Origin of the sequence: Haloferula chungangensis (assembly GCF_042664875.1) — a bacterium.
Classification (GTDB): Bacteria; Verrucomicrobiota; Verrucomicrobiia; order Verrucomicrobiales; family Akkermansiaceae; genus Haloferula; species Haloferula chungangensis.
Genome location: NZ_JBHTBS010000011.1, coordinates 96,147 through 120,136 on the forward strand (window position 1 = coordinate 96,147; position 23,990 = coordinate 120,136).

Below are 23,990 nucleotides of genomic sequence, written 5' to 3' on the forward strand. Positions count from 1 at the left end.
TGTGAGGATTGGGCCACGGGCAGACGATGCCGCAAAAACTCGCTCCGACGCAAGAACTCGCCCGTTAATCCGGCAAAATCTCCAAGCGTCGGGGACGAGGAAGTTGGAAGGACTGATCCGCCTCTTCCAGATCGAAGCTATCGAGCACATTGATCTGACCGGAGCGAACCCGCGTCTTCGGGGCGTTCTCGGCATTGATCTGGATGCTGTGAAACGGGTCTTCCCCGATCAGCGTAGGCTCTTTTGGCCGGACCGGCGAGGTGTCGATGACCGCGAGTTCGCTGAGGTCGATCACGCCTGCCGCCGCATCGACAGGTGCGGAGCCGGAGTGCACGGTGCAGTAGGGCAGGTTCTCCGTGCCTCGACGAAAGTATTCTTTGATCGCGGCCGGGCGCGAACGCGGCACACCGGTCTCCGGATCCTCGAACATTTCGTAACAGTATGGCGTGGACTGTTGACCAGATACCCGACACACCTGCGCCTCCACGATGCTCACGGGCTGGGGAATGGTGCGTCCTTCAAAGGATCTCGCCGCATTCATCGTCGCCGTCCACACCGGCATCGCCAGATCCCTGGCGAAGGCACCTTCGTAGATGGTCTTTCCATCCTGCAGGAACCCGACCCAGACCCCGCAAGTAATTCGGCCATTGTAGCCGATGAACCAGCTGTCGGAAAAATCCTGGGTCGTCCCGGGTTTGCCGGCCCCACTGAAGGGGCGCTCGTTGAGTTGATCCAGCACTCCGGCAGCACTGCCGCGTTCCATGCCACCCTGGAGGATACTGTGAACCTGAAACGCTGTGGCGTTCGAGACCGCCTCCAGGCGCTCTGTGGGGACCATCGGCCGCTGGAAACGCTCCAAATCGTTCGCATCGCGCACACTGGAGACGATCCACTGCTTCGCCGGCCCCGTCCGCCCGCCTCGTGCGAATGCCGAATAGGCCCGCACCAACTCTTTGAGGGATGCCGACTCCCAGCCGACGGCCACCCGCGGTAAAAGTTCGACATCATCCATTGGCAGGCCAAAGCGAGCTGCCGTCGCAGCCACCTTTTCAAGCCCGACATCGTTGGCCACTCGCACGGAAGCCGCGACCTTCGAGCTTTCCAGTGCTCTTCGATAGGTGATTGAGCCTTCATAGCGAGGCTTCGGGGTTTCCATTCCCCACTCGCCAAGAATCCCTTCCCTGCCTCCGACCATCACCGCCCGGTTGTCCATCGCCGAGTCGTCCACCGTACTTGCCGGCGTCTCCCCTGACTCCAAGGCTGCCGCGTAGAGAAAAGGATGGAAGGCCGTGCCGAGCGGTCGCCGTCCCAGCTCAATCACATCGAAAGGAGCATCCGCATAATCGCGGCCGCCAACGTGCGCGATCACCTCGCCGGATTGATGGTCGACCATCAATACCGCCCCTTGAAGATACTCGGGCAGGGCGTCCTTGGTTTTCTTGAACTCGCTGCGCTTCGGGTTGGCGTATCCCGCATGAGCTTCCGCCTGAAGCAAGGAGCGCTCGAGCGCTTCCTCCGCAGCTTTCTGAACCCGTGAGTCAATCGTCGTCCGGATCGTGAAGCCACCCGCCGCCAGCGCCTCGGGACCCAACAAATCGCGAATCTCATCCGCGATTCTTTCGTAGAGGTGGGAGGTGCCGCGCTGAAGCGGCTTGGGGTTCAACTCGATCGCCGTCGTCCGCATGGTCGCCGCTTCCGACTGCGTGATCATCTTCAATCCTGCCATCCGGGTGATCACCATGTTGCGTGCATTGCGGCAGGCCTCGATGTTGTTGAGCGGAGAAAGCCAGGTCGGGTTCTTGATGAGCCCCACAATCGTCGCGCACTCCAGCTTCGTCAGGTCGATCGGCTCCTTGCCAAAGTATCCCAGCGATGCGGAGCGAATCCCGTAGTAGCCACTGCCGAAGTAAATCCGGTTCAGGTAGAACTCGAGGATGTCCGCCTTGCGGTAACGCTCCTCGATCCGCATTGCGAGGAACGCCTCCACCAGTTTCCGCTCAATACTGCTTTCGCCGTACTTCTTGCGCTCCCCTTCCAGATCGTAGGCACCGCGGGCAAGCTGCTGGGTAATCGTCGACGCTCCGGATACCGCTTCCCCTTCCGAGAACCAGTCCTTGGCCGCCCGTGCGATGCCAAAGTAATCGACACCCGAGTGCTCGAAGAAGCGTTTGTCTTCACCCGCACGCAGCGCATCGATGAAATTCTTGGGGACCTTGTCAATCGGGATGATGCTCCGGTTCTGGACGAAGACCCGGCCGATCTCACCGCCATCACGGCCGAGAATGATACTTGGCTTCTCAACCTTGTCGATGAGCCTCAAATCATATTTTGCCGCCCGATCACGATAGGGTCGCGTGAAGCGATCGGCAGCGACCCAGCCGATCACGGCTGCAATCAATCCGAGCAGCATAAGTGTCAGCCAGAAGCCTTTGCGCTTGTAGAAGCGCGGCTTCTTCCGCTTGGTCCGCGTGTTTTTCGAAGAACTCGACATGGATAATCAGCAAAGGGCAGGCCTTGAGGGCGATGCGACTTCCCAGGGGAAATACCGGGAAGAAGCTTCAGAGGCAATAGCGGGCTTGGCCAACAGGATTGTTGGTAAAATCCGCGAAATCGGTCCGATTCCCTTTCCGACCTTCATGGAGATGTCCCTCTACGACTCTGAAGCCGGCTATTATGCCCGTCGGGCCGACCAAGTCGGCCGTGCTGGAGACTTCTTTACCAGCGTCTCGGCCGGCCCCTTGTTCGGACGGCTTTTAGCCCAATACATCGCCCAATGGTGGGCTCAGGCAGGCCATCCGGAAGCCTGGAGGATCATCGAATTGGGCGGCCACGATGGCTCTCTGGCTGGCGATATTCTGGCAGAAATCCGTGACTCCCACCCTGCCGCCTTCGCTGGTCTGAAGTATGTCATCCTCGAACCCCTCGAAGGACTCGCCGCGGCCCAGAACGAGCGACTCACCGAATTTGCCGGGCACTTTCTCAGCACTCCCGACCCGGCGTCGCTCGCACCCCAACCCGGCTACCTCATCGCCAACGAAGTTCTCGACGCCCTGCCGTTCCATCTCGTCGAGTCCTTTGATGACGGCTGGCACGAAATCGGCGTGAAATTGTCCGGGGACGATCGTTTCGAGTGGCACGACCTCGGCCCGGTTCCCGTCATGACCGCAGCGCTTCCCCTGAGATCTCCGGGCTATCGCAGCGAGATCCGGCCCGACTTCGCCGGCTTCCTGAAGCCGCTCGTCCGAGCAATCCAACCCGGCCGCATGCTCTGGATCGACTACGGTTTCGAGCGTGATGACTACTACGCTGAATCTCGTACTTCCGGAACGCTGCGGACCTTCAGAAACCACCAGGCAGGAGAAGACCCGCTTGAGGCCCCCGGCTCCCAAGACATCACCGCCCACGTCGATTTTACGGCGATGATGGAAGCCATCGAATCCTTGGGTGGCGAGACCCTGCGTTTCGAGAACCAGGCGCGTTTTCTCACGGACGTCTCGCGCCCCTGGCTGCTCAGCCTGGAAGGAAAGACCGATGCGGCGACGATGAAGCTGCTGAGGAATTTCCAGACGCTCACCCATCCCGGCCAGATGGGCAGCCGCTTCCACCTGCTGGAAGCGAAGTTCTAGGAGGTGGCACGCCCTCATGCCGTAATCCCAGCAGTCCGCCTCACCCAAGCGCGTCCAGAAAGTCGGGATTTGCAAATCCCCGCTGCACCAAGGAGCGGTCGGCTTGCAGCCCCAGGCAGCCACGGCGAACCGCCTTTCAGAAAAAGCATTCCCTAACAGCCCAAGCCATCCACCCCTGCGCGACGGGGGCGTCGCCCCTCCTAGCCACCCGTCCGAGGACCGCGCTTCTTCTTCGGGCTCTCGTCTTCAACCACGCGGCCTCTGGCCTTCTTCATCTTTTGCTGCTGTTCCGCAGCGGCGGCCATTTTTTCCATGAAGGATTTCCCGCCACCGCTGGCTTTTGCTTTCAGCTCAGGCTCTGGCATGCGGGCGGTCAGCCATGTCTGGAAGATCGAGAAAACGTTTGAGGTCGTCCAGTAAAGCGCGAGCGCCGAGGCGAAGTTGTAACAGAAGAAGAAGAACATCAGCGGCATCAACTTCATGATCATCATCTGCGTTTTGTCGCCGGAGGTATTCGGCATCATCTGCATCTGGATGAAACTCGAAAGAGCCATGACGATCGGCAGGATGTTCAGCGGGTAGCCCAGGACGTGGGCCACGGTGTCCGGCATCGAAAGGTCATCGACCCAGAGGAATCCATTGCCCCGGAGTTCCACCGCATACTGGAGCATCCGGTAGAAGCCGAAGAAGATCGGAATCTGCGCGAGCATCGGCAAGCAGCCGCCGACCGGATTGATGCCGAACTTGCGGTAAAGCCCCATCACTTCCTGCTGCACCTTGGCCGGATCGTCGGGGTACTTCTCCTTCAGCTTGTCCATCTCCGGCTTGAGCTTCGCCATCCGCTTCATCGTGCGGTTCGAGCGGGCGTAGAGCGGCCACATCAGTGAACGAACCAGCAGCGTGACGAGAATGATCGCCCAGCCCCATGACCACTTGTCGGAAATCTTGCTGACAAGATCGTGGATGTGAACCAGCAGGAAGTTCATGAAGCGGCTGAAAATACTAAACCAGCCGTAGTTCATGATGTCGCCCCAGCCGTCGCCCATCTGGCGCAGCATGCGGTTGTCCTTCGGCCCCATGAAGACCTTGTAGCTGTATGTCTCGCGTTCACCGGGATCGAGGGTCTTGGTCGGCAGGTTGTAGCCGGCGCGCACGCCGAGCACCTGCTTGTCATCATCGGCAGCCAGCCTGGTTTCGAAGCCCTTGCTCCAGACACCGCCCGGAGCGACTTCCGAAGGACGGATCACGGTCGCGAAGAGCTGACTGGAAACCCCCACGTAGTCCATTTCCTCAGCGGACTCGACAATCAGGCTCTTTGCCTTGGAGAACATGCCACCCTTGAACTCGGTCGCGTTTTCGTTGTGGAAACTTCCATCTTCCCTCCAGAAGAAGGCCGTCGGTGTGAGCTCCTTCGAGTGCAACGGCTTCGCACGGCCGAGGAAGAGGCTATACTGTTCCAGAGGCTGACGCATTGTCGCATCGCGCGAGTTTTCGATATCGAGCTGGAAATCGAGCGTGTAGTTCGAACCCGCGTCCTCAGCCGGAACCGTTGACCAGGTCTTCTTGACGATCAGTCCGGAAGGATGCTTTCCAAGGAAGACCGCCTTCTGACCGGGAACCGACTCATTTTCACGGTAGACGTAGTTGATGGTCTCAAGGCGGTCCGGGCCGTCGGAGATCGCACCGACAGGGCTCGACTCTCCTTCATTGAGGACCACGTGCTTCTCGGGATCCACCACCGAGTTCTGATGCTTCAGTTCGGCGGTTTTCACCCCGCCGCCGAGGCTTGTTAGAGTGAAAACCGTGGCGTCGGTCTCGAGGGTCACCGTCTTGCTTTCAACCGGAGGCTCGATCGGCGTCTCGGTGAGCACACCGACTTCACCCCCGGGAGTCGAAGGATCACCGTTGATCACGGACTCCCCTTTGGGGGGCTCCGCCTTCGGTTCAGGCTTCGGGGTGAAATAAATATTAAGCCCGAGCAGCACAGTGCAGGCGGTGACAACAATCCAAGTCTTACGATCGTACATGAGAAAATCAGGTGTCCAGGTCAGTGGTGAGCTTCGTGGTGATCCGCACCCTTGGCCGGAGGCACGGGGTCATAACCATGCCCCCCCCATGGATGACAGCGGAAAATCCGACAGATCCCGTACCACGACCCTTTCCACGGGCCGTGGCGCTCGACGGCCTGGAGAAAAAAGTTCGAGCAGGTCGGCTGATACCGGCATCCGGCCATCGGTCCAGCCAGCACCTTCAACACGGGGTTGAGGAAGCGCTGATAGAAGCGGATCACCAGGCGGATGAGGAAAGTCATGGGCGGACGGGCTGGTAATAAGGGCGGAAAGCGAAATCGGCGATAAGAACGATCCGCTCAGTTTGGAACGCCGGGCTCGTCCGACTTCCTCGAAATCAGGCCCAATCGTTGCGCCTGCTTGAGCCAGTCCTTCTCCAGCTCTTCAAAACTCGCTTCGCTGGCACCCGGGCGGGGAATCGTCACGAGATAGCGCTTCGGACCAGCAAGGCTCTCGCCATGCTTCTGGACAAGCGCCCGGAAGCATCGACGCAAGCGGTTGCGGTCGTGCGCCTTACCGACACGGCGGGTCGTAATGAAGCCGACCATCAAGTGGGGCAACTCCGGAGATTCCAGCGTGCTGAGTACGACAAAACGGCCGGCTTTCGCTCGACCGTCCTTGCGGACCCGAGAAAACTCGGCCCGCGTCGTCATGCTGTGCTTCCTTGGAAGGCGCATAGCCCGGAAGCGACAACAGATTACCTACCGTGCTGGGTGGTGTGACGCTCGTATTTGAGCTCAGCACCCTTCGGTACAAGGCGCTTGCAGCCCTTGCGACGGCGATTCTTGAGGATCCTGCGACCGGCTTTCGTGGCCATGCGGGCGCGGAAACCATGTTGGCGGACCCGGCTGCGTCTTGAGGGTTGGAAGGTACGTTTCATTGCGGTAGTCGGTCAAAGATTCAATGCACCCTGCGGCGCGGGCGCGCACTCTACGGAAGGCCGCCCCCTTGTCAATCCGCCAATTTGCCGGATTTCATTAAAAATTTCATCGCCCCCTGAAGGAAAAGTCCGTGTCCCCTCGCGAAAGGCATGTCAAAGTCCCGCCCGTGAACGATCCGTCCCCGACCAGTACTGGCCCCGCCATTCAGGAATTGCCCAAGGTCGAACCTGCAACCATCGAAGATTTGCCGGCCTTGGTCGAACTCACCATGAACCTGTTTTCAGGTTCTGACGACTTCACCCCGGATCAAATGGCTCAGGAACGAGGCCTCGGCCTGATCCTCGAGCAACCATCTCGAGGCCGAATTTTTGTGCTCCGGAATGGCAGCGAAATCTTCGGAATGGTGAACCTCTTGTTCACCATCTCGACTGCCATGGGCGGATTCGTCATCCAAATGGAAGATGTGATCGTCCACCCCGACCACCGTGGTCAGGGTTACGGCACGATGCTTCTGGAGCACGTCGTCGAATTCGCCAGTCAGAAGGATTTCAAACGCATCACCCTTCTAACGGACAAGATTTCAGCGGAATCACAGAACTTCTTCCGTAAGCATCACTTCGAGTACTCGAACATGATTCCGATGCGCCGCATCATCAGCACGGAATGAACACGCTGCTCGGGGTCACCGAATCCGACGGTTTCGCAATCGCGATGCTCGCCATCCTGGTGACGAGTTTCAGCTTCGTTCTGGTGATCCTCGTGGGCGTCATCCGCCATGCAAGGAAGCACTCCAAGGAAAGCGAAGAACTCCCCGGAGAGAACGCGGACGCTCAGGACGACACGAAGCCGGAACCTTGGAACAAACCGGCAGACTGGTGGAAAGGCGACGCCTGAGGGAGCTCAGCCGAGCAGGTACTTGGCCGCCTGCTCGACATCCTTGTCACCGCGCCCTGACAGGTTGGCGATGAGAATGGAATCCTTCGGCAAGCTCGAAGCAACCTTCGAAACATAGGCCATCGCGTGGGCGCTTTCCAAGGCCGGCAAAATGCCTTCCGTATAGGCAAGCTCACGGAAGGCCTTCATCGCCTCATCATCGGTGGCATAAGTGTACTCCACCCTCCCGATATCCTGCAAATAGGCATGCTCCGGTCCGATGGCTGCGTAATCCAGGCCTGCGGAAACCGAGTGAGTCAATTCGATCTGACCGTCATCATTGGCCAGCAACCAGGTCTTGGTTCCTTGCAGAACACCCAGCTTCCCTCCCTGGAATCGAGCCGCGTGCCGTTCAGGAATGATCCCGTCACCGCCGGCTTCCACGCCAACCATCCGCACATCTTCGTCGTCGAGGAAGGGGTGGAACAAGCCGATGGCATTGGAGCCGCCGCCTACGCAGGCGACGAGCAAGTCCGGCAGGCGACCTTCCTTTTTCAGAATCTGCTCACGCGCTTCCACACCGATGACCCGGTGGAAATCACGCACCATCATCGGAAACGGATGAGCCCCCAACGCCGAGCCAAGGATGTAATGAGTCGTTTCCACCGATGCCACCCAGTCGCGCATCGCCTCGTTCACGGCCTCCTTCAAGGTCGCCTGGCCCGCCGTCACGGCCCGCACCTCGGCTCCCATCAGGCGCATCCGCGCCACGTTGAGCGCCTGGCGCTCCATATCGACCGCGCCCATGTAGACGACGCATTCCATTCCAAAGCGTGCACAAACCGTCGCTGTCGCCACGCCGTGCTGGCCGGCTCCGGTCTCGGCGATGATCCGCTTCTTGCCGAGGCGTTTCGCCAGAAGAATCTGACCGATCGCGTTGTTGATCTTGTGTGCCCCGGTGTGCAGCAGATCCTCGCGCTTCAGATAAATTTTCGCGCCGCCCAGCTTCTCGGTCCAGCGCTCGGCGAAATACAGCGGCGTGGGTCGACCACAATAATCCGAGAGAAGGTGGTCGAGTTCCTTCTGGAAAGCCGGATCCTTGCGCGCTTCATCATACGCCTGGGTCAGCTCCTCCAGCGGAGACATCAAGGTTTCCGGCACGAACATTCCACCGAACTTTCCAAAGTGTCCGGTCGCATCTGGCATTGTGGGCAGTGGCATTCCGGGCGGAACAAACCACAGCTAGCCCAAGCTTTCAGCCGAAAAGTCTCCGAAGCGAAAAATCCGTCGGATCACGGTCCCTGAAGCAGCTTCAAAAATGGCTCCACATCCAGAAAGTCCTGCCCATGGATGATCTCCGCCAGGATCGGCGCTTCGGTCAGCTCCTCGATGACGCTCTTATTCGTGATCGCCGCCGTATCCTGCTCTTCCTGAAGATTATTGAGCACCAGTCCTGCCACTTCCAGATCGCTCGCCCGAATGTCTTCGACCGTGAGGATCGCATGATTCAAAGCACCAAGCTTGTTCCCGACCACCACGATCACCGGCAAAGTCAGATCCCGCGCCAAGTCGGCCATGTCGTAGCCTTCCGCCAATGGCACCCGCCAACCGCCAGCCCCCTCGACGACGGCCGTGCCATGCTTCTTCTGAAACGCCCGCGCCGCCACGATCATGCTGCCCACATCGATGTCCACGTTTCCGAGCATCGCCGCAATTTTCGGGGCCACCGCAGCCTTCAGCCAAAGGGGGTTCACCTCATCGAGATCAAGACCGCCGGAAGCTTCGGCCAGCGCCACCGCGTCATCGCGGTCGCCACAGCACACCGGCTTGTAGCCCGCAGCCTGATGCCCCTCGGCTCGCAGCGACTGCACCAGCAATCGGCTGAACCACGTTTTCCCGACTCCCGTATCCGTTCCTGTAACAAACCAGCTCATTGTTCTTCCTCCTTCTGGACCTCTTCCAAGACTGCTTCCAGCTCCACGGTTTTCTGGCGGAGTTTGCGCAGTTCTTCCTCCAGCTCATTCTGGGTCGGCTTATCCGCACGCGGCGGATTCTGTTCTACCCAGAGGCCTTCGCTCTCCAAGTTCGATCTAATCAGCATCCAGATCGCCGTCGCCAGTACCAGCGCGACGACTTTCGGTGCCCAGTTTCTCCGAAACGCTTTTCTCATCGATATCCATGTTACTCAGGAAGATTTCGGCCATCCGTTCCCGGAAAGCGTCTTCGCCGAGGTTTCGTTCCATCAGTCCGTCCTTACTAATTGAAATGGCTCCCGTCTCCTCACTGACCACCACACAGACCGCATCGGTCTCCTCGGTCAGCCCCATCGCCGCGCGGTGCCTCAGCCCGGTCGAGCGGTCGGCCAGCTCACGCTGACTCACCGGGAAAACACAGGCTGCCGCCGTCACTCGTTCGTCGGCCAGAATCATGCCGCCATCATGCAGAGGCGACTTCGGGAAAAACACACTCATCGCCAGTTCGGGCGAGAACACGGCATTCAGCGTCACCCCGGTTTCCTGCTGCGGCTTGAGCGAAATATTCCGCTCAAAGGCAAAGAGCGCACCAATCCGCTTCTTCGAAAGCATTACCACAGCCTCGTTCACGCTTTCGAGAAGATCGATCTGGCGGCTGTCATTGCGCAGCAGCCAATCGAGCCAACGACTGCTCCCCACCCGCGCCAGCGCCATCCGGATCTCCGGCTGGAAGATCACCGGCAACATGACCAGCAACACGAGCATCGCCCGGGTCACGATCCAGGTGATCACCTGAAATTTGAAAAGCTGCAGCAGTCCGGTCAAACCCACCAGAATCACCACCAAACCTACCAGAATCCGCGCACCGCGCGTCGCCTTGAAGGCACGGTAGATCTGATAGATCCCGATCGTCAAAATCAGGATCTCTATCGCGTTTCGCCAGTTCTTCTGGATGAATTCCCAGTCCATTGCCGCCCGACCTTAAGTCCCACATGCCCATTCTGTCACTAGCTACTTGTGCATTGTTCAGAATACTTTCGCATTGCTCTTGATCTCGGCCCGATTTCTGCTGATGGCGCTTCCGTTAATGTCTCGACTGATTCCTCCAGGCAGTTGCTAGCTATTCGCTTGTACCCTCATCACCCGTGATCAGGGGACGGCCTCCAGGCTCAGCTAGCGTGCCTGTTGGATTCCGACTTGAAAATATTGAACAACCTCGAACTCCACTCTTCTTCCACCATTCATGAAGCTATTATCCCTCGCCGCAGGATTCACTTTCACCCTCCTGCCCGTCTCGCTCTTGGCCAGTGTGACCTTCGATTTCGCCGATGGAAACAATCTCGATGATCAGGGCATTGGGGCAAGCATCCAGCTTACCGACGGCGCAACCTCGCCTTCCACCGACATCACCCTGAGCACCATCGATATTCAGGGTCAGGATGGGTCCCTGGCCTCGACCGGCACAGCGAATACCACCCACAGCACCAGCGAATCCTCCCTCGGAGTCGCTTCGCTTACCAACACCGGCGGTTACGAAAATGAAGCTCGTGACTTCAACAGAAATGAAGCCTGGTCCTTCACTTTCGATGTCGATGTGAAGCTGGTGGAAATCGACTTCGATGATTGGAACTCAGGTGCGGCCATGACGCTCACCTCATCCGCTTTCGCTGCCAAAAGCTTCTCCTACCTGTTGTCAAACAGCGGCACTTTCAGCCTCAGCAACACGGTCGTGCCTGCCGGGACGACGGTAACCCTTAAGATGATCAGCCAGAGCAACGACCTCGGCGTCTTTCTGAAATACCTCAAAGTGGAAGCAGTCCAACCCCCGCCTCCCGGCATCATCTTTTCGGATGGTGACGGTGGCGACTGGACGACGACCGAGGCAAACTTCACGGAGAACGGCCTGCCAAAAATCTTCGTACCTGGTGAAGATGTCATCTTCCCAGCAGGAGGCAACCTGGCGGTAAGAGTCGAGGAAGCGGGCATCTCGGCGGGATCGATCATTTATGAAAGCAATCAAAACGGAACCCTCAAGTTCCTGTTAGGCGACCTGACGACATCCAGCACGACCAGCGTAGGACGCGGAACCATCGCCGTTCAGAACAAGACGACCATCTCCGGAACCGCGACCGCCCTCAGCAATGGCAAGGTCGAGGTCCTTGATGGTGGAAACCTCACCGTCGGAGCCATTTCCCTTGGTGGCGGCAGCGATCTGATCGTCGAGGCCGGCGGCACACTCAACCCCGCCCCTCCACTCAGCCTCAACACCGGAGGAGCCGACATCTACGCCCATGCCGACATCACCCTCGGGGCTGTTTCCAACTCCATCGACGAAAACTCGCTCGATAAATTTGGAGATGGCACCCTGACCCTCACCGACGGCATGGGAACCATCACCACGGGACCTGTGCGCTTCGACATCGAAGCCGGCAACGTGATCGTTCAAGGCTCCACTCCGGTCAATATCGGTGGAATCATGACCTTCAACGGCAGCTTCATCATGGAGGGTCCGGAAGTCGAACTTCATGCTTCAGACATCACCGGCACAGGCTCCATCGTGGTCCGCAGCTCCTCCATGCTCAGCCCGCGCTTCAATGACGGAGACTCAATCATTGAAGTCCCCATCATCATTGAGGAGGGACAAACCCTCAGCATCGACCCTTCGTCTAACAGCAACACCGAAGTCTATATCAAGGCTGGCTTGAGCGGCCCAGGAAACTTCAACAAGTTGGGCAACGGCCTCTGCTTCTTCCAGAGCCCCAACGAAGGATACGATGGCAGCACGACCGTTTCCGGCGGCACCCTCCGGATGGCCGATCCTAGTCTCAACGACTTCAGCCCGATCTATCTGAGCGGCACCGGCAAGCTCGATCTCCGCCATGGCGTCGAGGATGTCGTGCACTCGCTCTTCATCGATGGTGTCCAGCTCGAAGCCGGCACCTATGGCAGCTCATCGGTGACCGGCGGAAATCTGACCCAGACCAATGACGTCAACTTCTCCACTTCCGGAACTGGCTGGCTCCGCGTCGTGAGCGGCCCGGCTTCTGCAGAGGACTACGAAGGCTGGTCCGGCCCCGGCGGATACAACCTCTCCGGCGGTCCTGACGATGATGACGACCAAGACGGCGTTGCCAATGGGGACGAATACGCCTTCGGTCTCGATCCGACGAGCGCGGCATCAACCAACCCGATCGCCTCAACGCTGGACCCAACAAGTGGCAAATTCAGCTACACCCGTCGCAATCGCACCCTCTACTCCACCGGCTTGACCTACATCTACGAGTATTCCCTGAATCTCAAAGATGATTGGGAGAGGTTTCCCAACACCTTCTCGCAAACAAGCGACAACGGTGATCCCGTCGAAACCATTACGGTCACCCTTCCTTCGGAACTCCTCAGCAATGACGCCCTCTTCATCCGCGTCAATGTTCACTAGGATCGTCTGAGGTCTCCCATGGCGCACTCACTCAGGAGTGCGCTCATCCCTTCCCAGCTGCGGTCTTGTAAGAACGAGTCATTCGATCCTTACAAGACCGCATTGCTTTTCGCCGCAGAAGCACCCGGGCATTGCCATTTGAGTCGCGACTTCGCTGGAGTCGATCAGGAGTGACAGCCGCCATTCGATGGCCCCATGCTGTCCACGCCATGCCGGAACCCTTGCTCTCCTCGGACTCCCCGCCCTATGACCTCGTCGTCGCGGGAGGAGGCGCGGCAGGCTTTTTCGCGGCGATTACTTTCGCCGAAGCCCGACCCGGGTCCCGGGTCGTCATTCTTGAGAAAAGCCGTGAAGTCCTCGGAAAGGTAAAAATTTCCGGCGGGGGACGTTGCAACTGCACCCACGCCTGCTTCGATCCCCGCACTCTGATTGCTTCCTATCCCCGTGGCTCGAAGCAACTCATCGGGCCCTTCAACCGTTGGGGGCCAAGCGATACCATGGAATGGTTCGAGAGTCGCGGGGTCCCTCTTAAAACCGAAGCCGATGGCCGTGTTTTCCCCCGATCCGACAGCTCACAAAGCATCATCGATTGTCTTACAGGCAGCGCTCGCGAGGCGGGCATCGAAGTCAGGAAATCCACCGCACTCAAATCCGCTACCAAGCTCAAGGACGGAGGATTCCTGATTTCCCTCAGCGAAGGAAGCCCCCTTAGCACTCGTGCCCTGATGCTCACCCTGGGCGGCACCCGGAACCGCATCGGTGCCGACCTCGCCGAGCAGTTCGGTCACCGCATCCAGGTTGCCGCTCCATCGCTGTTCACCTTCAAAATCAACGACCCCCGCCTGGTCGATCTCCCCGGCCTTTCGGTCGAGAATGCCGGAGTGAAAATCAGTGGGATGAAACTCAGTTCCAGCGGCCCTGTATTGATCACCCACTGGGGTCTCAGCGGCCCCGGCATCCTGCGTCTTTCCGCATGGGGTGCACGTGACTTGTTAGAATGCGATTACCGGTTTGAAATCGTCCTCAACTGGTGCGGTGACCTGAGCGAGGATAAAATCATCGCCGGCTTCGATCAGCGCCGTATCGACTCACCGCGCAAGAAGATCGTCAACGACCCGCTGTTCGGGATTCCAAGTCGCCTGTGGAGGAAACTTGTCGAGGCCGCCGCCGGGGACAAGGATGCCGACTCCCTGCACTGGCCGCACCTCAGCAAGGACATCTCACGAAAACTCGCCGCGCAACTCGGCGCCTGTCGCTTCCAGGTCGATGGCAAAAGCATGAACAAGGACGAGTTCGTCACCTGCGGCGGCGTGCACCTCGGGGAGGTGAATTTCAAAACCATGGAAAGCCGCAAGACGGACGGACTCTACTTCGCCGGCGAGATTCTCGACATCGATGGCATCACCGGCGGCTTCAACTTTCAGGCTGCCTGGACCACCGGCCACATCGCGGGAAGAGCGATCGCGGAATCGCTTGAAGGATGACCCCCAGGCCAATGCCCAGCCCGTCACCCGACTTGGCAACCCACGCCAGCACCTTTGTCAGCCTATTTCTTGACCCAGCGCCGATCCTCTACAGGCTGAAGGCGTCATGCATTTGAAGAGCTCCCTTCTACTCCCCCTACTTTTATTGTTCACAGCTGTGACCAGCCACGCGGCGGAGCCACCCGCAGGTGAGCCACCCGCAGCAGAAAAATCTGCGACGGAGGAACCAGCAGCACAGACCACCAACGATCCTTCCATCTCACCCGAGCACCTGGCACTTCGTCTCGATCCATTGACCAAGGCGGAACTCGAGGTCGAGGCCGAAGCCTGGCAGGAAATCCTCAAAGCCAAGGCCAGCGAGGTGGCTGCAGCCGAAATCGCCGTCAGAAGCGATCCCAGCCCCGAGGAAAAAGACGCCCTCCTCAAGTCCATCAGCGCTCTTCAAAAGGAAAAGGACGCGCTCATCGATCGCTTCGAAATTGTCGCCGATGCCTACGAGGTGAAGGGTGGCGATCCCGACCCTTTCAAGAAATATGCCGCTGCGGTGGGAGGCATCAAGACGGACGTCACCGATGTCAGCTCCACCTGGTTCTACGTGACCGACTGGCTGCAATCCAAGGATGGCGGAATCAAGGTCGCGATCGACATCCTGGTTTTTCTCGGCGTCATGCTCGGCTTCTGGATCCTCGCCCGACTCATCTCCCGCCTCGTTAAAAACTTCCTCAGCCGGACCGCTCGGATGTCCAGGCTTCTTGTGAACTTCATCAACAAGATCGTCGGCCGAGTCATTCTCCTCATCGGCCTGATCGTTGCCCTTGGAGTAGCCGGCGTGAATGTCGGCGCAGCCCTGGCCATGATCGGAGGCGGTGCTTTCATTCTCGCCTTTGCTCTCCAGGACACCCTCGGGAACTTTGCCAATGGCCTGATGCTGCTTGTCTACCGGCCCTTCGACGTCGGTGACGCCGTCGAGATTGGTGGCGTGACCGGCAGTGTTCACGAGGTCTCACTGGTCAACACCACCATCCTCACCTTCGACAACAAAAAGGTCATCGTTCCTAACAAGAATGTCTGGGGTCAGGTGATTACCAACATCACCGGCATGCCCACCCGACGCGTCGACATGACTTTCGGGATCGGCTACGACGACGATACCGACTTGGCCCTGGCCATCCTCCACAAGGTCGTCAAGGAACACGAACTCATCCTCCAGGACCCCGCTCCTTCCATCCGGATCGACGCACTGGCGGACTCCTCGGTCAACTTCATCTGCCGCCCCTGGAGTAAAACCTCCGACTACTGGACCGTATACGCCGAGATTACCGATCGGGTGAAAAAGGAATTCGACGCCGCCGGCATCTCGATCCCCTATCCACAGACCGACGTCCATCTTCACACCGTCGACAAGGTGATCCCATCCTCCACCTAAGGTCCGCCCTGAGCCTCGGGAATCTCCTTTGATTTAATGTAGGCGATCAGTTCCCAAATCTCGTCCTCCTTCAGGATCTCTGCAAAACCGAGCATCGGCGTGCCGTCCAATCCGGTCGCGATCGTTCGGTAGAGATCGGCCGGGGCGTTGCCGCTCTTGTGATGGGCCGCGGTAAGATCGGCGGGCGGCACCGGCTGGGACCAGGCGTCGACCAGGCCCTTTGCGGCAGCCCCATTTCCTTTCCCCTCCGCGCCGTGACACACCGCACAGAGCTGCGCAAACCGGCCCGCACCAGATTTCGCCCGCCTGGCGAGCTCCTCTTCATTCGAAAACCACTCCGGAGTCTTCGGCAGAGTCAGTGGTTCCGCGCGATGCTCCTCTTTATTCCAGCGGACGGAAAAACTACGAACATAGTGGATCACGGCATTGATGTCGTCCTCACTCATGCTCTTGAAGGAAGGCATCGCCGTCCCTGAAATGCCGACCGTGATCGTCCGGCGCAAGTCGTCATTCGTCGGCAGTTTCCCATAGGGAGTCGATCGGAACTTGAAGATGCCACTGCGGAAGTCGCGGGGCTTCGGCGCCAGCCCTTCCGCCCATGGACCGTCGCCCCGACCTTTCTCACCATGACAGGGGAGGCACTGGCTCTCGTAAATCTTCATTCCTTGGAAAAAAGTACGAAGCTTTGCCCGCTGCGCTGCGGCGCTGGCCTGCGAATCCCCATGCAGCTGCCCGGCCGCTAGAAAGGCTATGGCGGGCGTGGCAAGCATCGTCGGGAGTCTCAGTGTCCGAAGCATCTTGGTTCCAGCTTCATAAAAGCCGAGCGGCCCACCCACAATCCCTTAGAACGCGCAGGTTGAGCGATCGAAGCCGCACCTCCATCTTCCCCGAAGATTTTGGATGGCCGAGGACACAGAAATGCTCTAATTTGCTTCAAACCTTCCGAGCATCCAACCCATCCTCAACCCACCAAGACCATGCGCTACCTTCTTTTTCTTCCTCTGATCTTCGCTTTTTCCGCATGCACCACACCGACGTCGCAATCGCACGTCCTCGAACAGGCGAAGGCCGAGGTCTCCAAGCGTGAGAGCTGGGGCGATCAAGCCTACATCCGCATCGATCGACGCCCTGATCCGGAATACATGTACTGGCGTGATTACACATGGAAGGTCAGCGCCGGAGCCGTCGACTACAGCGATTACCCGAGCTACAATGGCACCCGCGTCATCCCTGGCACCGAGCGCGAAATGAAATTCTCCCGTAGCGGATGCCTCGTCAGCTACAAGCACGCGACCAACGAATGCGCCGTCAATTATTCCGCGCCTCAACCGGTAGCTCCAGCACCGGAACCCGACAAATAAAGGCGTAACATCAAGCTTCATCGATTTCGTCGATGTTGTGCATTGCCCAATATATTGGAGCGGGCGACGGTGAGCCGTTTAGGCTGTCCGTCGATGCATGCCACTCAACCCAGTGATACTGCGATATTGATCGCACGGAGTCTGCTCCTTTCCTCACTGGAGCCTGAACTCAAACGCCTCGTAGCTGAGGAAGAAACGGCAGCGATCAAACGGCTACTCGCCCTTTGTGACCGTCACGACCGGTTCGCGAGGGCGATGGAAATCCCGGCGCTTCGTCAAATCCTTCGATTTGCTGAAGCCTGCCTACTTCCGGGCATCATCGCGCACTACCTCGTGCGCAAGCGGCAGATCGAGGACCATGTTGAAGAGGCCATTGCAAATGGCTGTCAGCAGGTGGTCATTCTAGGTGCCGGATTCGACACCTTGGCTTGGCGCCTTCATCGAAAGCACCCGCATACCCATTTCATTGAGCTCGATCATCCCGCCACGCAGCAGGTAAAACGGGACGCCCTCGGGGAAGCCATCAATTTCACTCTCCGACCCATCGATTTCCTGACGGTGCTTCCTTCGTCCGTCTTGGCTGATGTTGAAACCTGGGACGGGACGTCGACCGCATTCGTCGCCGAAGGGCTGACCATGTATCTCCCTTCGAAGCGAGTGGAAGAACTCGTAAGCGACCTTGCCAAATCCACGGGTCCGAATGGCAGCGTCGTCTTCACTTTCATGGAGCGACGACCAGATGGGTCCATCCAATTTCAAAACCAAAACCCACTGGTCACTTATTGGCTCGGGGAGCGAAGTGAACCGTTTCTATGGGGCATCTCTCGCATTGAGCTGCCCACCTTCTTACGGAGTCACGGTTTGAAAATGACCGGACTCCACGCCGATAGCGACTTTCGAAACAATCAGCTGAGCCCTCGTCAACTCCATCATCTACCGCTCGCCAAGGGCGAACTACTCTGCGTCGCCACTCCCCTGCCCCGGCGAGACATCGAACTCCACTGCAACGACAAGCACTCGAAACTCAATCCTGTTACGGTGGCTGAGGTTCTTCGTCCAAAATCTGAAATGGAAGTGATCCAGGCAGTTAGAAGAGCCGCCAAGGACAGTCGGACCATCTCCATTTGTGGAGCGCGCCACGCCATGGGTGGGCAGCAATTTGGTTCTGGCACGCTCCTCATCGATCTCTCACAACTCACCACACTTCACACGATCGATACCCGGCGGGGTCTCGTCGAAGCAGGCGCGGGCATCATGTGGCCCGCCTTGATTGAAGGCCTTCATGCCCAGCAGGCCGGAAGCACTTTCGTCTGGAGTATTCGTCAGAAACAAACCGGAGCCGATGATCTCACGCTCGGCGGCTCACTCGCCGCCAACATCCATGGGCGCGGACTAAAAATGCGCCCAATCATCGACGACGTCGAGGCCTTCACTCTGATCGACGGCGACGGAAGAAGGCATCGTTGCAGCCGCCGCGAGAACGCCGAACTCTTCCGCCTCGCCATCGGAGGCTACGGCTGCTTCGGCGTCATCACATCCGTTCTTCTTCGTCTAGCACCCAGACAGAAATTGGAGCGACTCGTCGAGATCACCACGATCGACAAGTTGTCATTCAAACTCAATGAGCGCATTGCCGACGGGTCAGTCTTCGGCGACTTCCAGTTCTCCATCGATGAAAAGTCACCTGATTTCCTCAACTGCGGCGTGCTCTCCACTTATCACCCAGTTGACGCTTCGACTCCGATGCCGATCAAACAACTCGAACTCGATCACAGCGACTGGGAGGAACTCATCCATCTCGCTCACCACGACCGATCCAGAGTTTTCAAAGTTTACTCTGACTTCTACCTCAGCACTCACCATTCACTTCACTGGTCTGACACTCATCAGCTGAGCGTTTATCTGGAAGACTACCACAGCAAGCTGGACCACGACTGCCATGCCGAAGTGCCGGCGAGTGAAATGATCAGTGAATTCTATGTGCCTCGAGAAGACCTCGCCGCTTTCATGTTGGCTGCCGCCGACCTTTTAAAAAGCGATAATCCTCCCGTCATTTACGGCACCATCCGACTGATCCAGCGCGACAACGAGAGTTTTCTTGCGTGGGCACGCGGTGACTTCGCCTGCATCATTTTCAATCTCCACACCGAGCATAGTGATGAGGGCGTCGAACGTACTTCTGCGGCCATTCGTGCTTTGATCGATCTCGCACTGTCCTTCGGGGGATCCTACTATCTGACTTATCATCGCTGGGCGCGGCACGATCAAGTGGGCCAGGCCCACCCTCACTTCCGCGAATTTCTTGAGAAAAAGGAGCAGTTCGATCCTGGAAGGCGGTTCCAGAGCGAGTGGTGGAGGCACCATCGAAGCCTCCTCGCTCCTGCGTGAGCGGCGACTCTCCTCTCATTGGGGCGCTCCCTTTTTTTCGTTTTCTGTTGCGCCGTGGGAGGATCGAAACGTATGGCCCCTGCGGCGACGCACATCGCCCGCGAATCGAGCAGGGCGAATCTGCGAACATCCAACCAGGAGATTGACCCATGGCTTCCACACCCAGCAAAGACTACAAGCGCCGCGAACGAGAACAGAAAAAGCTCGATAAGCGTCTGGCTCGTGAGGCTGCCAAGGATGAAAAACTGGAAGCCGCTCGTGCCGCACAAATCGCCGCCGAAGAAGAGGCAGCCAAACAGGCCAAGCTCGAGGAAGAAGCCCGAATCGAAGCGGAATTCGAAGCGGAACTGGCCGCAGAAGCCGCGGCCAAGGCCAAGGCCTGATTCACTCGGCTTTCTTTCTGGCAGCAGCCTCGCGCAGCTTGTCTTTCTTGCTTTTGCGACGTCCCTTGATGCCACCCGTGCCGGGCGACGGCAGCGGCACCGCCTCGATCGGCTCGAATCCGGGGATCACCTCGCGGGCCAGATTCAGCTGATTTCGTTTCTCGATCAATGCAAAGTGGGCCACGCATTCTTCGCTCACAAAACTGATTGCGAGTCCGCTTTCACCCGCCCGACCCGTGCGGCCGATGCGATGAGTGTAGTCTGTCGGCGAACGGGGCAGGTCATAATTGACCACCACCGGTAAGCTCGCGATATCCAGTCCACGACCGGCAAGGTCGGTGGCCACCACCACCTGGATCGAGCCACTTTTGAAATCCTTCAGCACCTCGCTTCGCGCCCCCTGGCTGAGATCACCGTGAAATGAGAGCGCCTTGATTCCCTTGCGGTTCAGCTTGTCCGCCACGTGATCCGCCGAGTACTGGCGGGCGACAAAGACCAGCACCCGATCCCAGCCTTCCGCTGCGATCAAATGGCGCAGCAAAGGGGTGCGCTTGGATTTATCCACGCGGATGGCCCGCTGCAGGATGTCAGGCAGGTCCGCCTGATCGGCGTCGACCTCGATCCGCGCCGCATCGCGCATGATCAAACTCGCCATGGATTCGACAGCTTTCGGAAAGGTCGCCGAGAATAGAAGATTCTGTCGTTTGGCCGGCAGAAGCTTCAGGATGCGGCCAAGCTCATCTGCGAAACCGAAATCCAGCATCCGATCGGCTTCATCGAGCACCAAGGCGCTCACGCTGCCAAGCTTGACTGCCCGATGGTCGACCAGATCAAGGAGACGCCCCGGCGTGGCGACGATGAAATCTGCCCCGCCCCGCAGCGCCATCATCTGGGGGTTGATCGAGACGCCTCCTACGGCACTGACCACCTTGATCCGCTTCGGCAGATCTTTCGAGAACTGCTGGATCACCTCGCGCACCTGCGCCGCGAGTTCCCGGGTCGGCACCAGGATCAGGGAGTGAAGCGCTTTGGGCTTTGACTGCGGAGCATCCAGCCAGCGCTGGAGCAAGGGCAGGACAAATGCCGTCGTCTTTCCCGACCCCGTGCTCGCCGTGGCAAGAAGGTCACGTCCCGACAGCACCACGGGAATTGCCTGCGACTGCACCGGCGTCGGTGCCTCGAAGTGACTGGCCGCGCGAATCAGCGGATCCGACAGGCCGGGTAGGGAAAATGACATGAGGGCTATTAAAGGAGATCCGTTTCCCGACCGATCTAACAATCGCTCCTTTCGGACGATCAGGGAACGCGGAAATATTTTCTTTGATCGAGAGGGTAGCGAGGATCCGCCACGAGAGTGCCGCTGGCGATTCCGCTCACATTGATCTTGCGGTTGTCGTAGGGACTGTAGACCCAGTCCGTCATGAATTTAGCCCGCTCGGCAGTGGGAAACTCGCCTTTTTTGGTCACCGCCGGGGCTGGCTTCGACTTGGCTTCCTGCTCCTTTTTCGCAGCCGCTGCCGGGGCTTCCGCTGGCTTTGGAGCTGAGGTGCTCTTGACAGGTTTGGCAGCTTCAGGAGCTTTCTTGGGCTTTGCCGGGTTTGCCGTGGCTCCGGGCATGGGGGCCTGCGCCCAGTCGTCGGGGGAATCCACCCCGCAACTCGTCAGCAGACCGGCAAGTGCCGACCCCAGCAGAAAATTACGCGAAAACTCGAACTTCATCTCGCCTCAATCGAGTCCGCCAAACCTCACAAGATCAAGCATAATCCCCGTCCACAGGGTCTCGATGAGCCGACGGCTACCTAAAACTTCAGCTCCACCCGTCCGAAGGCCACCGAATGGAGATCCGGACGTTCCCTGAGGGACTCCCGAATGAGGTCTTTCTCCCGTTCGACATTTCCCCGGAAAAGCTCGGCTCCGTTCACCCTCACGACGATCATCTGATCGAGGTCCAGAAGTTCGTCGTTCAGGCGCAGGACAAGCTGGTTCAGTCCTTCAGCCTTCACCTCGATTTCCTGTCCCGTGACTTCCGCCCGTATCGTCTGTCCTTGTCTGGCAACGCCCTCCGGAAGTGAGAGCCAGTAGAAGCGATCGTGAGTCCGTCCGCTCTGATGCCACACCACCTTCTTCGGCCAGGCATTCCGACGATGCCGTGCCATCCACGGCAATGCCTCCGCGTCTCTGCCATTCATCCAATGACCGAGGCCTTCGTAGATCGTCACCTGATGCTCATAACCCCCCGGATCGGCCTCACGGAGCGCTCCGAGCTTCATCTCCCACTCGGCGGCAATTTTGTTTCGCTTGTAGGCACTGTCGTTGCCACCCATGAAAATCATGAAGGGCAGGTTACGCAGACCGAGCGGACTCACTCCGTTGGGATGCCCCGCCATCATCGCGGCCGCGGCAAAGCGATCCGCCATTCGCGGCGCGAGTTGATAGACGCCATCGCCCCCTGCCGAATATCCCATCAGAAACACCCGGTCTGGATCCACTCCGCGTTCCAGAACGAAGTTTCCGATCAGTCGATCAAACAAGGCGTCGATGTGATCCTCGTGCCATAAATTCCATGTATCGCTCGGCGCACGGGGTGCCACTACGATGCCTTCTTCCGGTGCGTAGAGGCGAATCTGATTCTGCCATTGCTGATCATTCACCCTTGGCGGAGCACCGCCACCCCCATGCATCGAAATATAAAGCGAGCGCTCGCCGGCTGGCGCCTCACCGAAGTGCTTTTCGAGGTACTTCATCTCCTTCCCTCCCGCCTTGACCACCTTCCCTTCCAATTCTTTTTTCCGATCTTCAGATGGCTCCATCAGCATCGTCTTCCAGGTCTGCCGCGCGTACTCGATGGCCTCATTCCTGGAAAGGGGGGAATCCTCGACGGAGGCTTCCATCTCATCCCAATACAGCTCCTGAGTAAGCTCCCCCACTTTCTCGAGTCGCAGGTCGACCAGACGGAATGCCGAATCGTTCCTGATGCTCAGGCGGTAGTTCCGGCCTGGCTCGACCGAGATCGACGCCATGTCATTCAAGTCGCTGGTTCCCGCCTTGGTTTTGACTGATTGGAGGACTTTGCCTTGCGCATCCAGCACCTCGACCGGCAGCGCAAGACGCTCGCCCCCAGACCTATCCCATACCCGGAGATGGACCACCGCTTGCTCCGCTTCCTTTTCTGGCAAGGCATAACGATCCGTCACATTCACCGCTGGAATCCCCCTGTTTTCCCTATCCCACGCCAGCGGAAAATAACCGTCGGCATTACTCCAGGAGCTCGCCCAAATGGCGTGCTTCCAATCATCTTTCAATGCCTTGGAAGCGTCCTCCACAAACCACGCCTTGTTCAGTCCATCCGCATGGAACTCATCGGCACCCGTAAAGAACCACTCACCTCCATCATAGATCTCGACCCAGGTGTGGTTTCCTCTCTTGTTAGACCACAGCGCCGTGCCGGCAATGCGTGCGGGAACGCCGACCGAACGGCAGGCGTCGACCAGAATGATCGACAAGCCTGTGCAGCTTGCCTTTCCCCATTCCTTCGACTCGGACGGGCTTTGATTCGGTGCCTTGCGCCCGGTGTGGTAGTGGACCCCGATGACCTTGAAGAACTCCTTGTTGATCATCTGGGCTGCCTCGCTGGACGACTTGCAATCCTTCACCAGTTCCCGGCAAATATGGTAATACTCGGCGCGCCATGCTTCACGGGTCTCATCCAGCGATGCGTAGGGAAGCACCTCGTTGAAGAACACCTCTTCGGGCAACTCTCGGGTCCACGCGAACTGATCCCGAGCTCTCATGGCGAGCGTCAGATTTTCCATCAAAAACCCCTCTCCCAGCTGCCTGAGATCGGTCTCTGGCATGCCTTTCACCAAGAACTCCGCCGCCCGTTTGCCGAATGGGCCGAAATCGCGGGCCGCCGCCTCGACGAAACTCCTCAACTGTCCGGCATTGTCACTCGCGATCGCCAGTGATTCCTCAAAGTCGGCCGCCTTTCCCCCGGCAGGAAGCGCCAGGATCAGCGCCAGCATGAATGCTCTCATGGGCCAAGCCTACTGCTCCATCGACGGCACGCAAGGTCACGCGACAGCGTCTCCGA

General features: G+C 58.6%; 21 protein-coding genes and 1 pseudogene. 9 read left to right on the top strand and 13 right to left on the bottom strand.

Annotation, left to right across the window (positions count from 1 at the left end; translation table 11 throughout):
- Positions 1-64 precede the first annotated feature (64 nt).
- Entirely contained in the window at positions 65-2,491 is a 2,427-nt protein-coding gene (locus tag ACFQY0_RS17445; RefSeq protein WP_379715026.1) for a transglycosylase domain-containing protein, read from the bottom strand.
- Between ACFQY0_RS17445 and ACFQY0_RS17450 the strand changes: the two genes are divergently transcribed.
- Complete coding sequence (locus ACFQY0_RS17450) at positions 2,490-3,626, top strand: class I SAM-dependent methyltransferase (RefSeq protein WP_379715027.1); 1,137 nt, start codon at positions 2,490-2,492, stop codon at positions 3,624-3,626. The two genes, ACFQY0_RS17445 and ACFQY0_RS17450, sit on opposite strands and share 2 nt — an antisense overlap.
- Positions 3,627-3,826: 200 nt before the next feature.
- Here ACFQY0_RS17450 and yidC read toward each other — a convergent pair whose 3' ends face one another.
- The 4 genes and pseudogenes from yidC to rpmH form a co-directional block, all read right to left on the bottom strand.
- On the bottom strand, positions 3,827-5,653 hold the full coding sequence (gene yidC / locus ACFQY0_RS17455) for a membrane protein insertase YidC (protein ID WP_379715029.1): 1,827 nt from the start codon (positions 5,651-5,653) through the stop codon (positions 3,827-3,829).
- A gap of 20 nt (positions 5,654-5,673) precedes the next feature.
- The gene (gene yidD, locus ACFQY0_RS17460; protein ID WP_379715031.1) at positions 5,674-5,937 is read right to left on the bottom strand and encodes a membrane protein insertion efficiency factor YidD; all 264 of its coding nucleotides are present in this window, start codon (positions 5,935-5,937) and stop codon (positions 5,674-5,676) included.
- 57 nt (positions 5,938-5,994) lie between these two features.
- Complete coding sequence (gene rnpA, locus ACFQY0_RS17465; RefSeq protein ID WP_379715033.1) at positions 5,995-6,372, bottom strand: ribonuclease P protein component; 378 nt, start codon at positions 6,370-6,372, stop codon at positions 5,995-5,997.
- 71 nt (positions 6,373-6,443) lie between these two features.
- A pseudogene (gene rpmH, locus ACFQY0_RS17470) lies at positions 6,444-6,575 on the bottom strand (50S ribosomal protein L34); the annotation flags it as partial.
- Positions 6,576-6,742: 167 nt separating this feature from the next.
- On the opposite strand from rpmH, the gene ACFQY0_RS17475 reads away from it, so the two are divergent.
- Both ACFQY0_RS17475 and ACFQY0_RS17480 read left to right on the top strand, forming a co-directional pair.
- Complete coding sequence (locus ACFQY0_RS17475) at positions 6,743-7,243, top strand: GNAT family N-acetyltransferase (protein WP_379715035.1); 501 nt, start codon at positions 6,743-6,745, stop codon at positions 7,241-7,243.
- On the top strand, positions 7,240-7,470 hold the full coding sequence (locus ACFQY0_RS17480) for a hypothetical protein (protein ID WP_379715037.1): 231 nt from the start codon (positions 7,240-7,242) through the stop codon (positions 7,468-7,470). Before ACFQY0_RS17475 ends, ACFQY0_RS17480 begins: the two co-directional genes overlap by 4 nt.
- 6 nt (positions 7,471-7,476) lie before the next feature.
- Here the strand turns inward: ACFQY0_RS17480 and trpB are convergent, their stop codons facing one another.
- The 4 genes from trpB to cdaA form a co-directional block, all read right to left on the bottom strand.
- A complete protein-coding gene (gene trpB / locus ACFQY0_RS17485; RefSeq protein ID WP_379715039.1) occupies positions 7,477-8,670 on the bottom strand; it encodes a tryptophan synthase subunit beta in 1,194 nt (397 codons plus the stop codon).
- A 71-nt stretch (positions 8,671-8,741) separates the two neighbouring features.
- Positions 8,742-9,383: a dethiobiotin synthase gene (bioD, locus tag ACFQY0_RS17490; protein ID WP_379715041.1), complete on the bottom strand. Its 642-nt coding sequence runs from the start codon at positions 9,381-9,383 to the stop codon at positions 8,742-8,744.
- Positions 9,380-9,550 carry a hypothetical protein gene (locus tag ACFQY0_RS17495; RefSeq protein WP_379715043.1) on the bottom strand — a complete coding sequence of 57 codons (171 nt, stop codon included), beginning with the start codon at positions 9,548-9,550 and terminating at the stop codon, positions 9,380-9,382. Before ACFQY0_RS17495 ends, bioD begins: the two co-directional genes overlap by 4 nt.
- Entirely contained in the window at positions 9,540-10,391 is an 852-nt protein-coding gene (cdaA, locus tag ACFQY0_RS17500) for a diadenylate cyclase CdaA (RefSeq protein ID WP_379715045.1), read from the bottom strand. The genes ACFQY0_RS17495 and cdaA overlap by 11 nt, the downstream gene beginning before the upstream one ends.
- A 274-nt stretch (positions 10,392-10,665) precedes the next feature.
- Here cdaA and ACFQY0_RS17505 point away from each other — a divergent pair, with 274 nt between their 5' ends.
- The 3 genes from ACFQY0_RS17505 (at position 10,666) to ACFQY0_RS17515 (ending at position 15,768) form a co-directional block, all read left to right on the top strand.
- Positions 10,666-12,858: a hypothetical protein gene (locus ACFQY0_RS17505; protein ID WP_379715047.1), complete on the top strand. Its 2,193-nt coding sequence runs from the start codon at positions 10,666-10,668 to the stop codon at positions 12,856-12,858.
- Between the two features lie 209 nt (positions 12,859-13,067).
- A complete protein-coding gene (locus ACFQY0_RS17510; RefSeq protein WP_379715049.1) occupies positions 13,068-14,342 on the top strand; it encodes an aminoacetone oxidase family FAD-binding enzyme in 1,275 nt (424 codons plus the stop codon).
- Positions 14,343-14,487: 145 nt separating this feature from the next.
- Positions 14,488-15,768: a mechanosensitive ion channel family protein gene (locus ACFQY0_RS17515; protein WP_379715051.1), complete on the top strand. Its 1,281-nt coding sequence runs from the start codon at positions 14,488-14,490 to the stop codon at positions 15,766-15,768.
- On the opposite strand, the gene ACFQY0_RS17520 is transcribed toward ACFQY0_RS17515, so the two are convergent.
- Positions 15,765-16,565, bottom strand: coding sequence for a c-type cytochrome (locus ACFQY0_RS17520; RefSeq protein ID WP_379715053.1), 801 nt, complete (start codon positions 16,563-16,565; stop codon positions 15,765-15,767). The two genes, ACFQY0_RS17515 and ACFQY0_RS17520, sit on opposite strands and share 4 nt — an antisense overlap.
- A gap of 180 nt (positions 16,566-16,745) precedes the next feature.
- Between ACFQY0_RS17520 and ACFQY0_RS17525 the strand changes: the two genes are divergently transcribed.
- The 3 genes from ACFQY0_RS17525 (at position 16,746) to ACFQY0_RS17535 (ending at position 19,900) form a co-directional block, all read left to right on the top strand.
- Entirely contained in the window at positions 16,746-17,129 is a 384-nt protein-coding gene (locus ACFQY0_RS17525) for a hypothetical protein (RefSeq protein WP_379715055.1), read from the top strand.
- Between the two features lie 93 nt (positions 17,130-17,222).
- Entirely contained in the window at positions 17,223-19,517 is a 2,295-nt protein-coding gene (locus ACFQY0_RS17530; protein ID WP_379715057.1) for an SAM-dependent methyltransferase, read from the top strand.
- A gap of 149 nt (positions 19,518-19,666) precedes the next feature.
- The gene (locus tag ACFQY0_RS17535) at positions 19,667-19,900 is read left to right on the top strand and encodes a hypothetical protein (RefSeq protein ID WP_379715059.1); all 234 of its coding nucleotides are present in this window, start codon (positions 19,667-19,669) and stop codon (positions 19,898-19,900) included.
- Position 19,901: 1 nt separating this feature from the next.
- Here the strand turns inward: ACFQY0_RS17535 and ACFQY0_RS17540 are convergent, their stop codons facing one another.
- From ACFQY0_RS17540 to ACFQY0_RS17550, 3 genes are all read right to left on the bottom strand, one after another.
- Complete coding sequence (locus ACFQY0_RS17540; RefSeq protein ID WP_379715061.1) at positions 19,902-21,137, bottom strand: DEAD/DEAH box helicase; 1,236 nt, start codon at positions 21,135-21,137, stop codon at positions 19,902-19,904.
- A 59-nt stretch (positions 21,138-21,196) separates the two neighbouring features.
- On the bottom strand, positions 21,197-21,619 hold the full coding sequence (locus tag ACFQY0_RS17545) for a hypothetical protein (protein WP_379715063.1): 423 nt from the start codon (positions 21,617-21,619) through the stop codon (positions 21,197-21,199).
- Positions 21,620-21,699: 80 nt separating this feature from the next.
- Complete coding sequence (locus ACFQY0_RS17550) at positions 21,700-23,934, bottom strand: transglutaminase domain-containing protein (RefSeq protein WP_379715065.1); 2,235 nt, start codon at positions 23,932-23,934, stop codon at positions 21,700-21,702.
- Positions 23,935-23,990: the final 56 nt, after the last annotated feature.